A 12,261-nucleotide genomic window follows, 5' to 3' on the forward strand; every position below is an offset into this window, starting at 1 on the left:
CTGCTATAATGCCCGATCAAATTTTTGGCGAGGTTCTGTTATGACCGACACATCGTATGATTCTTCCAATATCAAAGTCCTCAAGGGTCTGGATGCGGTACGCAAACGGCCAGGGATGTACATTGGTGATACCGATGACGGTACCGGTCTGCATCACATGGTTTTTGAGGTGGTGGATAATTCCATTGATGAGGCGTTGGCAGGGCATTGCGATGAAGTGATGGTTGAGATTGGGGTTGATGAATCGATTACGGTGTCAGATAACGGTCGTGGTATTCCCGTTGGCATTCACGAAGGAGAGGGAGTTTCAGCCGCTGAAGTGATTATGACCGTACTGCATGCGGGTGGAAAATTTGATGATAATTCTTACAAAGTTTCTGGTGGTTTGCACGGTGTTGGGGTTTCGGTGGTCAATGCGCTCTCCAGTGAGCTGACTTTAACCATCCAGCGGGACGGCCATATCTATCAGCAGGATTATCGAAACAGCAAGCCCGTTGAAGATATTAAAATCATTGGTGATACCGAAAATACCGGCAGTAAAATCCATTTCAAAGCCAACCCCAACGTGTTTACTAATATTAAATTCCACTACGATATTTTAGCCAAACGTCTGCGTGAACTCTCTTTCTTGAACTCGGGTGTTCGTATTGTGTTGCTGGATCACCGCAGCGATAAAAAGGATGTCTTTGAATACAAGGGCGGTATTCAAGCCTTCGTGAAGCATCTGAATCGTAAAAAAACCGCGTTGCATCCGACGGTGCTGCATTTCGTCGAAGAGAAAAATGACATCGTGGTGGAGGTGGCGTTGCAGTGGAACGACACCTATCAAGAAAACATTTTTTGTTACACCAATAACATTCCACAGCGGGACGGTGGTGCGCATCTGGCGGGCTTTCGAGGCGCGTTGACCCGTAGCCTGCGCCAGTATATGGAGAAAGAGGGGGTTTTGAAACGGGCAAAAATCACCACCAGTGGTGATGATTCTCGTGAAGGTTTGACCGCAGTGTTGTCGGTGAAAGTGCCTGATCCGAAATTTTCTTCGCAGACCAAAGATAAATTGGTCTCTTCTGAGGTGAAACCGGTGGTTGAATCAGTGGTGACGGAATCCTTCCATGATTTTCTACTGGAGTCTCCGGCGGAAGCCAAAGCGATTACGGATAAAATCGTTGATGCAGCTCGTGCCCGAGAAGCGGCGCGTAAAGCGCGAGATATGACCCGCCGTAAAGGCGCTTTGGACATTGCCGGTTTGCCAGGCAAGTTGGCCGACTGCCAAGAGAAAGATCCGGCGCTGTCAGAGATCTTCTTGGTGGAAGGGGACTCAGCAGGCGGTTCGGCCAAGCAAGGGCGTGATCGTAAGACTCAGGCGATTTTGCCGTTGAAGGGCAAAATTCTCAATGTTGAAAAAGCCCGTTTTGATAAAATGCTTTCCTCCGCTGAAGTGGGAACTCTGATTACAGCCTTGGGCTGTGGCATTGGCAGAGAAGAATTCAATCCTGAAAAGTTGCGTTATCACAAAATCGTCATCATGACTGATGCCGATGTGGATGGTTCTCACATCCGAACGTTGTTGTTGACCTTTTTCTATCGCCAGATGCTGGAGTTGGTGGAGCGGGGGCACATCTACATTGCTCAGCCGCCGTTGTACAAGGTGAAAAAGGGCAAGCAAGAGCGTTACATCAAAGACGATGACGAATTATCTGCTTACCTACTGCAACAGGCGCTGGGCAATGCGAAATTGTTTGTTAACAGTGAATCTCCCGCGATTAAAGATACGGTGCTGGAGCAGCTTTCTAAACAGTACATGCAAGCTAAAACGATCATGAAACGTCTGTCACGACGTTATGAACGATTGCTGTTGGATCAATTGATTCAATTACCGGCGATCAGTTCAGTGGATTTGAGTGATACGGAAAAGATGCGGGCATGGTGTGGCGAGTTACAAAGCTTGATAAACGTTTCTATGGTGCCTGGTTCGGAATATCAAGTGCGTTTAGATTCGTTTGAGAGTGAAGATGGTTCGGAGCGCGTTCGTGTTGAGGTGATGCGTTATGTTTATGGCAATCAGCACAGCCAATATTTGAGCTCTGATTTTTTTGCCAGCAGCGAGTATCACACGCTCTCACTGCTTGGTTCTAAATTGCACGGTTTGATTGAATCAGAAGCCTATGTGCAGCGTGGCGAGAAGAAGCAGTTAATCCTTAGTTTTCAACAGGCCATTGAGTGGTTAATGAAGGAAGCGGAGCGTGGGCAGTCTTTGCAGCGTTACAAAGGTTTGGGTGAGATGAATCCGGATCAGTTGTGGGATACCACCATGAATTCGGAAACGCGGCGACTGTTGCAGGTGAAAATTGAAGATGCGGTGGCGGCTGATGATATTTTTACCACGTTGATGGGCGATCAAGTGGAACCCCGCCGAGAGTTTATTGAGCGTAATGCGCTTTCTGTTAGTAATTTGGATGTTTGATTTATACAACTTCCCCTCTTCACAGTTTTGAAACAGAGCCATCCTTTGGCTCTGTTTTAGGGTAAACCACACTTTGTTGTCGTTTTTTTGAAACAAAGTTGCTTTATGTATACTCACTGGTTGTTAAATCCCAACAAAAAAGACAGGCGGTGCTTTTTTAGAGATAACCGGTGTTGCAAGAGTCGTCCAAATTGAATAAATTGTGACGCATTCCACAACTTTTGTTTGGGATGTTATTCGATGAATCGCGGAGTTGGAGAGTTCCTCGGTTTTGAATGTAACTTTTTTACAACTACCCAAAATACGGTGTCGTAGACACTGGGAGAATCTTGTATGAAATTCGCTTCTAAACTCGCTGTTACCGCAGCTGCTCTGATGACCGGCATGTCTGGTCTGATGATTTCTGGTGAAGCAGGCGCAGTGCCTGCTTTTGCTCGTCAAACTGGCATGGCTTGCAACACCTGCCATTTCCAATCTTTTCCTGCGTTAACCGCATTTGGGCGTTCTTTTAAAGCCGGTGGGTTCACCATGATGGGTGCGGCTCCTCTGATCGAAGCGGAAGGCCTTTCTTTGCCTTCTACTTTGAACGTCTCTGTGATTACTAAAATCCGTAACTCATGGACCAAAGATGATGGTGCAACAGGCTACACCAGTGAAATGGCATGGCCTGATGAAGCGGCTCTGTTGATCGGTGGTCGTTTGAATGCCGACACCGGTTATTTGATGGAGTTGGGTTTGGGAAAGGGCAGCAACTTCCTTTCCACCAAAGTTCACTTTAACTTGGCTCAAATGGGTGGTACGCAGATTTCTGTGATTCCTTTCTCCACTGATGGTTTGGGTGTGGCGTACGGCTTTGAATTGTTAAACACCGGTGCTTTCCGTGCGGATCGTCCGATTGAAGACCGTAAAGCCTTCAGTGCGAACCAATTGTTGACCGCAGGCGGTTCACCTCTGGACGGTGATGCAGGTGAAGCTTTGGGATTTGCTGCTGTTGCTTCTGCGAGTAACTTCTTTGTGAATGCTTCTGTTTATACCCCTATCTTTGAAGGCGATGTGATTTCAAAACAGGCCATTTATCTTCGTGGTGCGTACATGACCGATGTTGCTGGTTGGGATGTGGGCGCAGGTGCTCAGATTTACACCGGTGGCTTTGATACGGGTTCTCATGGCGCAGCTAATGCTGAAACCAACGTGTTTGATTTCCAAGCACAAGGTGCTGTTGGTGGAATGCCTCTGGGTCTTTACGGCAGTGTTGGTAGCAGCCCCAAAGGCACCGCTGCTGATCACAACGCCTATAACGGTTCACTTGTGACAGATGCTTCTGCTTTGGGTGTTTTGGCTAAACTAAGCCCGACTGCTAAAACCGCTGTGTACGGTGCATTTTCTAAGTTGGATGATGAAGATTACAACATGGTTGCTGGTTCACCTGTCGCAAACGGTGCTGACCGTAGCGTAACTCGTGTCACAGTGGGCGCTACTTACAAGCCTTCTCAAAACATCTCTTGGGATGCCTACAGCACCACAACCACAACCACTTCTACTTTGGCTAACAGAGCCGATACAAGTGATATCTTGCTGATGCTGCAATTCTTCGCTGGTTACTAAGCACTACGCTTAATACCTATCTTGCGATTAAAAGGCGACCCTCTTTGAGGGTCGCTTTTTTTATGCCCGTTGATAAAGTTCCCGTGTAAAATAGCGATCAAATAGAAGCGTAAGGAACGTTATTGTGCAAAAACGACTGCTGTGTTTGATCTTGTTAATGATGTGTTCTCTCTCTTTGTTGGCTGAGGAGGTGATGTACGTTACCGATAAGTTGTATTTGGGGCTTTACAGCGAAAAGGGTGATAAGGGAAAGAAGCTCAAGACTCTGGTGAGTGGCAGTAAGTTATTTGTTGATGCCATTGAGGGTGGGTACGCTGAGGTTGAAACCGATCAAGGGGTCAATGGTTGGGTGAAAAAACGGTTTTTGGTTGAAAAAGCACCGGCCATTGTGCAGCTAAAACTCTTACAAGCTGAACAAAGCGTGGGAGAGGTAATAGAGAAGCAGGCTTTACAGGTGGAGAATAAAACATTAAAAGAAAAAATAGCACTGCTAGAGAAAAGGTATGCCGAAAGTCAGCAAAAAGAGCGTTCAATACAAAGTGAACTAGAGCAATTGAAGCAGAATGGAGCTAAAGACGTTGTGCTTGAATCACACACTTCAGTTGTTAAAACAGAGTTAGAGGATAAAGATTCTGTTTGTACTAAGAGTGTTGCTGATGATTCAGAGACAAACGTATCTCAAGAGCTATTGGCGTTAAAACAGAAGGTGAGCCAAGCGGTGTCCATTTTGAGTTTGAGTCCCGATGAGAAAATGGAATCGTCAGAAAACCCATTGTTAACCAGTTTAAAAAACAATCAAATGGTTCTGATTGGTGTGTTGTTGTTGATTATTTTATTGAGCTTTTTTGTCGGAGCAAAATGGGTTAGCTGGCGGATTCGGAATAAATTGGGTGGTGATTTGGTCTGGTAAACTGGATTTATAACTATGAAATACAAAGATTTACGGGATTTTATTGCTCAACTTGAAGCACAAGGCGAGCTAAAACGGATTCAGTTTGAGGTTGATCCCAACCTTGAGATGACGGAAATTTGCGATCGAACCTTAAAACAGGCCGGACCTGCGTTGTTGTTTGAAAATGTGCTGGGTTCGGATATTCCCGTGTTAGCCAATCTGTTTGGTACCCCCAAACGGGTGGCAATGGGCATGGGGGAAGATTCCGTTGAAGCCTTGCGTGAAGTGGGGAAATTACTGGCGTTTTTAAAAGAGCCGGATCCACCCAAAGGTCTGAAAGAGGCGTGGAAGACCCTGCCTATTTTCAAAAAAGTCTTGGATATGGCACCGAAAATGGTGCGTTCAGCCGCCTGTCAGCAGCAGATTTTTGCAGGAGATGAGGTTGATCTACATAAATTGCCGCTGCAGACCTGTTGGCCTGAAGATGTGGCTCCTTTGCTTACTTGGGGGTTGGTGATTACTCAAGGGCCGAATAAAAAACGCCAAAATATGGGTATTTATCGGCAACAGTTGTTGGGTAAAAACAAACTGATTATGCGCTGGTTGGCGCATCGTGGTGGAGCGTTGGACTTTAAAGAGTGGCAACAGAGCAACCCGGGTGAGCCGTTTCCGATTACGGTGGCTTTGGGTGCTGATCCAGCGACGATTTTGGCTGCGGTGACCCCGATCCCTGATACCTTGTCGGAGTACGCTTTTGCGGGTTTATTGCGGGGTTCAAAAACCGAACTGGTTAAATGCAAAGGTTCTGATCTATCGGTGCCTGCCTCGGCAGAGATTGTTTTGGAAGGGGTGATTTACCCCGATGAGGTAGCAAAAGAGGGGCCGTTTGGTGATCATACGGGCTATTACAACGAGGTTGAAACCTTCCCTGTGTTTACCGTGGAGCGTATTACGCAGCGTAAAAAACCGATTTACCATTCGACCTATACGGGTAAACCGCCCGATGAACCGGCGGTTTTGGGCGTGGCACTGAATGAAGTGTTTGTGCCCATTTTGCAAAAACAGTTTCCCGAAATTGTTGATTTCTACCTCCCTCCTGAGGGGTGTTCTTACCGCTTGGCGGTGGTAAGCATTAAAAAACAGTACGCCGGTCATGCCAAGCGGGTCATGTTGGGGGTCTGGTCTTATTTACGCCAGTTTATGTACACTAAATTTGTCATTATTGTCGATGACGATGTGGATACGCGGGACTGGCAGTCGGTGATCTGGGCGATGACCACCCGTATGGATCCTTCGCGGGATACGGTGCTGATCGAAAATACGCCGATTGATTATCTCGATTTTGCTTCGCCGGTCTCTGGATTGGGGTCAAAGATGGGACTTGATGCCACCAATAAATGGCCAGGAGAGACCACCCGTGAGTGGGGAGAGCCGATTAAAATGAGCGATGAGGTAAAAGATCGAGTCGATGAGATATGGGATGAATTGAATATTTTTTCAGCAGTAGAAACAGAATAGATAATAACCTATTTTATACAGGGTTTTTTATGCGATAAAAATCGGTGAAAATCCCCTTTTTCAAGCAGTTTTAGCAGAGCAGAAATGACTTATAAAATCGTAATACAACCCAGCGCACATCAACTGGATGTGGATGAAAACGAAACCATTTTAGATGCGGCCTTGCGTCACGGCTTCTCTTTTCCTTACGGTTGCCGAGGCGGTGCCTGTGGTGCTTGCATGGGAAAAGTGGTCAGTGGTTCGATTGATTATCGAGGCGACCGCCCCAGAGGCATTAGCGACCAAGAAGAGATTGCTGGTCAGGTGTTGTTTTGCCAAGCCTATCCAAGCAGCGACCTTGAGATCGAGGTACATGAAATTCTGGCCCAAGAAGAGATTCGGGTAAAAACCTTGCCGGTACGGTTGGCGCATAAAGAGAAGTTAACCCACGATATTATGCGTTTGAAATTGCAACTGCCACAGAGTGAACGCTTGCAGTTTTTGGCCGGTCAGTACATTGATATTTTATTGGAAGACGGTCGTCGTCGTGCCTTTTCATTGGCGAATGCACCGCACGATGATGAGTATTTGGAGCTGCATGTGCGCCACGTTGAGGGCGGTGAGTTTACCGATAAAGTGTTTGATTCACTGCAAGAGAAGAGTTTGCTGCGTATGGAAGGGCCGCACGGTGATTTCTTTTTGCGTGAAGAGTCTGAGCGGCCAATGATTTTGATTGGTGGAGGAACGGGTTTTGCGCCACTGAAAGGCATTATCGAACACGCTTTGGCTTCTGACCATCATCGTCCGATGCATCTGTTTTGTGGTGTGCGAGCGGGGCGGGATTTGTATATGGATGCAATGGTGAAAGGCTGGATGCAGGAGTATGATTTTGTGCAATACACACCTGTTTTATCCGAACCTAGTGATGAAGATAAGTGGTCAGGTGCGCTGGGTTTTGTGCATCAAGAAGTGTTGCGTCAGTATCAAACTTTAGCGGATTTTGATATTTACATGAGCGGCCCACCGATTATGGTTAAGAGTGCGCGGGATGCGTTTCGAGCTCAAGGGGTTGCTGATGAAAATATGTTTTACGACTCGTTTGATTATGCAGCAGATACCTTGAAAAAGATTGAAGAAGGCGCTGATTAACAAGTTGGGGTTAGGCTTTTTCTAAAGCGTGTTGCAGACCCAAACGGTAGTTTTCCAATGCGGCCTCTTTTTCACCCAGTTGAGTTAGGAGTTCTGCGTATTGGTAATAACTCTCGGCGCTTTTTTCAAAGCTGAGGCTGGTTTCCAGATAAAGTTTGGCTTTGCCCCACAATTGGCGAGCCATGCAAATGCGGGCTAAGCTTAATAACAGTGTGGCACTTTGTTGGTGTTCTACTAACCACATTTCAGCGCAGTTTAACTGCTGGGTTGTGTCCTTTTTTATCGCCAAGCCATAAGCGTTTGCCAGCTGTTCATCCCAACTGTGATTAAGCTGTTCTCGCAAAATTGTTTCTGCCAACTCCATCTCTTCTGCTTGTATTAGTTTTTGACTGTACGCGTGGACAATCAATGGGTTTTTTTGATTCTCTTTGCAGAGTTTTGACCAGAGAACTTTATTGTCTTCAATGTTTGGGCTTTGTTTTAGTAAAATACCCCAGCTTTGTTGTTCCAAATTAAGTAATTCTGTTTCAGTTAGGATACTTTTTTTACGCAGCTGAGGTAGGCTATTAAAAATCGTTTGCCACTGATTTTTTTGCTGTTGATATTGTAGGTTTAGTTTTTTAAACAGTGGGTGTTGAGGGTTGGTTTTTTTTACTTGGTCTAGAATTTTTTTAGCATTTTTTGTCTGTTCATCATTTAAATACCAGCTGGCTAAACTGAGATTCAGTGCTGTTGCTGCGTGGCTGTGCTCATTCAAGGCCGTTTGAATGTAATCATCGCGGCGTTGGGATTCTCCCATTTGATGTGCGCAGTGAGCCGCAAGTAGGCAGTTGATCAGAGGAGCTTCACTCTGTTTTATGTAGCGGGTGCAGAGTTGTTCAGCTTGTGACCAGTGCTGCTCAAGCATCTCGGTAAAGGCACGGCGCAGGCTTCGATGTGCGCGCAGGCGGGCTTTTTCAGTTTGGCGAGAGTGCAGTTTGTTTGGAATTTTAAATATAAATTCCAATAAGCGAATCGCAACATGCAGTAAAACATAAAATAGGAGGATGGCACCGAGCAAAACAGCCAAGGTGCTCTCTATGCTGAGGTTATCATAGCCGATCAGCAGATAGCCTGGATCCTTTTGGATCATTAAACCAGCAGCCACAGCTAAAAAGAGTAAAACCAGTGTTGAGATCAGCGTTATCATTACTGTTTCTCCTCAACAGGTTTTTGGGCTGGGTTTTTAGAGTGGGTGTTTCTGATGTTATGGATCAAATCGAAAGCGGGTTTTAGATTTATTTCTTCTACAGACAAATTGACATTGAGTAGATTGTTTAACTCAGATAAATAGTGTCTACCACTCTCTGTGTTGATATTGTAACTGTTTTTAACAAAATCTAAGCTGGCTGCAATATGATTTTTATAACTCTTAGCTTCATAACGCAGCAGTGCAATGCGAGCGGCTCCCAATTTTAGAATAAGTTTTTCATCTGTTTGTTGTTGATTATTGCTAGAAAAATCTTTAATCACACGGCCATCTTGACGCACGACGACAAATTTTTCTAAGGTTTTCCAGATTGAATTTGTCTCTGTGTTTTTGTTGTCTTCTTGTTGCCCTTTGTTTTTAATCTGAACTGCGATGGGTGATAAGGTTTCAACTCGTTTTTCCAGTTTATGAAGTTTGATAACCGTATTGCCAATCTCAGGTGTTTTGACACGGTTTAGCTGTTGAACTGTTTGGTTTAGAGTATTGAATAATAAATTTACATTATTCTCTTTGGGCAAAGCCTGTACTCGTTGCATGGCTGTGAACAGTGCTTTGGCTGCGCCATTTCGATTGTGTAATAAATTAACTTGATAGTGGGAAATTCTAAGTAGGTATTCAATTTCGCTGAGAACCGCTGCTTGGCTGCTATTATGGCCGACTTGGTTGATGCGATTGCGCAGTGAGTTATCCACCCCTTGCAATTGTCTCTTTAATTCAGTTATATTTTTTTGTTGTGTTAAATTTAGTTGTTGCACATTTTGTTGCAATTGTTCAATACGTGGGTCACTGCCAAGTTTAGCCAGATCTGCGGCGCGTTGTTGAGGAATGGATAGCAGCTGTTGCTGAAGTTTACTCTGCAACTGTTTTATCATTTCCTGTTGTTGATAAAGATAGGTAGAGAGTGCAATGGCAGATAGAGCGAATAAAAAAGCGAATAGAGCAGAAAGATTAGAAGCTTGCTTCTCAGGTTTTTTATCAACAATCTTGCTTGGTTTTTGAATCGCTTTTTTTGTTTCTTGTGGTGAATTTTTATTCACAGCTGTGGTTGAGGTCTTAGCGTTTGTCTCATTCATGGTTTTGATCCAAGGTCATGCGGTCTGCGTGTTTAATAATGGTGTTGCTGATTTCAAGATCGCTGGCTTGTGGGCTGATCACAGTCCAATTTTTAAAGCCTAACTCCACTGCTAATCGTTGTGTCCGTTTGCTGATCAATAGCAGAGGGGTCTGTTCTAAATAAGCTCTTCCTTGGCTGCCGGTGCCTACCATAGCATAAAGCGTGTTTAGACTTTTACTGCTGGTAATGATGATCAACTGAATCTTATTTTGTTGCCAGAGTGGCAGTAAAACCTCTGACTTGTTGGGGGTGGGGCGGCGTTGATAAAACTCAAGGTAATCCACCGTGGCACCGCGTTTTTTCAGTTGTTGGGCAAGGTATTCACGACCGCCTTGACCCCGAAAAATCACAATGCGCTGGTTTTGTAGGTTCTGCATAGAGGGCAGTTCCAACAGTGCCTCGCTGTTAAAGCGTTCTTTAGGGAAAAAATCCACGTTAAATTGGTGTTGTTGTAAGGTTCTGGCACTGCCTTGGCCAACCGCTGCAATTTTTAGCCCTATTGGCCAGTCGCCGCGCAGCTGTTTTAAAGCAAACGTAACCGCGTTGGGGCTGATGAAGATGGCTAAATCGTAAAGGGATAATTGCCCAAAAACACGCTGTTGTGGCGGTTTTAATTCGCTGGCTGTGATCTGTAATAAGGGGCAACGAATCACGTTTGCCCCTAGGCTACTAAGGCGTTGGCAGAGCGGCTCGGCTTGATGTTCGGGGCGGGTGACGACGATGCCCAAACCGTATAACGGTTTTGCTTTGGCCATATTAACTGGGATGGATGCCCATGTTATTGAGAATGGCGCGTGCGCCGCTGTCAAGCAGGGTCTCGGCCAGTTGTGTGCCGAGCTGTTCTGCCTGCTGAGCAGAGCCATGGATTTCAGCGCGCACCACCTGTTTGCCATCGGGGCTGCCCACCAACCCGCGCAGGTGCAGTTGCTCGTCATCAATGATGGCATAACCGCCGATGGGCACTTGGCAGCCACCCTGTAGGCGACGGTTCATGGCGCGTTCTGCTGTGACGCGCAGAACTGTATCAGGGTCATTAAGCGGAGCCAATAAGGTTTCGATACGAGGGTCGTTGAGGCGACATTCAATGCCAACGGCACCTTGACCCACGGCGGGCAGACTCTGTTCCGGTTCGATAAAGGTTTTGATGCGCTCGGGCATCTCCAGACGAATCAGACCGGCGGCGGCGAGAATGATGGCGTCGTAGTCGTCGTTGTCCAGCTTCGCTAAACGGCTGTTGACGTTGCCACGCAGATCAAGCAGTTTGAAGTCGGGGAAACGCTCTTTCAATTGGGTTTGACGACGCAGGGAGCAAGTACCCACACGGGCATCGCTGGGCAGTTCGTCAAGGGAGGTGTAGCGGTTGGAGACAAAGGCATCACGGGGGTCTTCCCGTTGCATAATCACCGCCAACTGAAAGCCTTCAGGCAGTTCGGCAGGCACGTCTTTCATCGAGTGGACGGCAATGTCGGCTTCACCGGCCAACATACCTTCCTCTAACTCTTTGACAAACAAGCCTTTGCCGCCGATTTTGGCCAGTGGGCTGTCGAGAATTTTATCTCCTTGGGTGACCATTTTGACCAACTCGATGTTCAAGTCGGGGTTGAGTGCCTGCAGACGGCGGGCAACTTCGTGGGCTTGCCAGAGGGCGAGAGGGCTTTTGCGGGTGGCGATGCGAATGGTTTGAGTCATAAGAGGTGCTTGCAGCTTTGTTTAAGGCTAATATTAGGGAAATTTTTCAATCCGTTTTTAACAGAAAATGGATTCGATGTCTTGTTTTTCAGGATAAAAAAGAGCGTTTGTGATGTTAAAGTGGCTGTTGTTTTGTTTTTCTGTTGTTCTGTTTCCTTCTGTTTTGCTGGCCGCAGAGGTGCAAGTGGTGAGTGACTTGCGCCAAGAGGCTAAGTTGTCTCAGCAGCGAGGCTTGCCTTTGTTGATCAGTTTTTCAGCGGAGGAGTGTCATTACTGTGAACTGCTTGAAGAGGATTTTTTAGAGCCGCTGTTGTTGCGTCAAGTGGATCGAGATCGAGTGATTATCCGTAAGTTGGAGCTGGATGGGGAGGATGTGCGTGGATTTGATGGTGCGTTGCTTAGTCCTGCCGCTGTGGCGCGTCGTTACGGGGTGACGGTGACACCCACGGTGCTGTTTTTGGATTCGCAAGGAGAGGAGTTAAGCGAGCGCCTGATTGGTATCTCTACCCCAGAGTTGTTTGGCGCTTATTTGGATCAGAGTATTGATCAAGCGCGCTCTGTTTTACGAGCAAAGACGTTTAGTTTTTCCCAAACGCCTTAAT

The 12,261-nt window shown here is 46.3% G+C and carries 10 protein-coding genes; 6 read left to right on the plus strand and 4 right to left on the minus strand.

Annotation, left to right across the window (positions count from 1 at the left end; all coding sequences use genetic code 11):
* Positions 1–40 precede the first annotated feature (40 nt).
* The 5 genes from gyrB (at position 41) to Q9O24_04775 (ending at position 7,607) form a co-directional block, all read left to right on the plus strand.
* Positions 41–2,464, plus strand: coding sequence for a DNA topoisomerase (ATP-hydrolyzing) subunit B (gyrB, locus tag Q9O24_04755; protein MDQ7074461.1), 2,424 nt, complete (start codon positions 41–43; stop codon positions 2,462–2,464).
* A 333-nt stretch (positions 2,465–2,797) separates the two neighbouring features.
* Positions 2,798–4,069, plus strand: coding sequence for a hypothetical protein (locus tag Q9O24_04760; GenBank protein MDQ7074462.1), 1,272 nt, complete (start codon positions 2,798–2,800; stop codon positions 4,067–4,069).
* A 193-nt stretch (positions 4,070–4,262) separates the two neighbouring features.
* Positions 4,263–4,979 carry a TIGR04211 family SH3 domain-containing protein gene (locus tag Q9O24_04765; GenBank protein ID MDQ7074463.1) on the plus strand — a complete coding sequence of 239 codons (717 nt, stop codon included), beginning with the start codon at positions 4,263–4,265 and terminating at the stop codon, positions 4,977–4,979.
* 15 nt (positions 4,980–4,994) lie between these two features.
* Complete coding sequence (gene ubiD, locus Q9O24_04770) at positions 4,995–6,479, plus strand: 4-hydroxy-3-polyprenylbenzoate decarboxylase (GenBank protein MDQ7074464.1); 1,485 nt, start codon at positions 4,995–4,997, stop codon at positions 6,477–6,479.
* An 84-nt stretch (positions 6,480–6,563) separates the two neighbouring features.
* Positions 6,564–7,607 (plus strand): CDP-6-deoxy-delta-3,4-glucoseen reductase, encoded by a 1,044-nt coding sequence (locus Q9O24_04775; GenBank protein MDQ7074465.1) that lies wholly within the window; start codon positions 6,564–6,566, stop codon positions 7,605–7,607.
* Between the two features lie 10 nt (positions 7,608–7,617).
* On the opposite strand, the gene Q9O24_04780 is transcribed toward Q9O24_04775, so the two are convergent.
* From Q9O24_04780 to hemC, 4 genes are read right to left on the minus strand one after another with little or no spacing between them, the layout of a single operon-like run.
* Positions 7,618–8,796 carry a heme biosynthesis HemY N-terminal domain-containing protein gene (locus Q9O24_04780; protein MDQ7074466.1) on the minus strand — a complete coding sequence of 393 codons (1,179 nt, stop codon included), beginning with the start codon at positions 8,794–8,796 and terminating at the stop codon, positions 7,618–7,620.
* On the minus strand, positions 8,796–9,929 hold the full coding sequence (locus Q9O24_04785; protein ID MDQ7074467.1) for a uroporphyrinogen-III C-methyltransferase: 1,134 nt from the start codon (positions 9,927–9,929) through the stop codon (positions 8,796–8,798). The genes Q9O24_04780 and Q9O24_04785 overlap by 1 nt, the downstream gene beginning before the upstream one ends.
* On the minus strand, positions 9,922–10,725 hold the full coding sequence (locus Q9O24_04790; GenBank protein MDQ7074468.1) for a uroporphyrinogen-III synthase: 804 nt from the start codon (positions 10,723–10,725) through the stop codon (positions 9,922–9,924). Before Q9O24_04790 ends, Q9O24_04785 begins: the two co-directional genes overlap by 8 nt.
* Position 10,726: 1 nt before the next feature.
* On the minus strand, positions 10,727–11,659 hold the full coding sequence (gene hemC, locus Q9O24_04795; protein ID MDQ7074469.1) for a hydroxymethylbilane synthase: 933 nt from the start codon (positions 11,657–11,659) through the stop codon (positions 10,727–10,729).
* 112 nt (positions 11,660–11,771) lie between these two features.
* Here hemC and Q9O24_04800 point away from each other — a divergent pair, with 112 nt between their 5' ends.
* On the plus strand, positions 11,772–12,260 hold the full coding sequence (locus Q9O24_04800) for a thioredoxin fold domain-containing protein (protein MDQ7074470.1): 489 nt from the start codon (positions 11,772–11,774) through the stop codon (positions 12,258–12,260).
* Position 12,261 lies beyond the last annotated feature (1 nt).

The organism is Gammaproteobacteria bacterium (assembly GCA_030949385.1).
Classification (GTDB): Bacteria; Pseudomonadota; Gammaproteobacteria; order JAUZRS01; family JAUZRS01; genus JAUZRS01.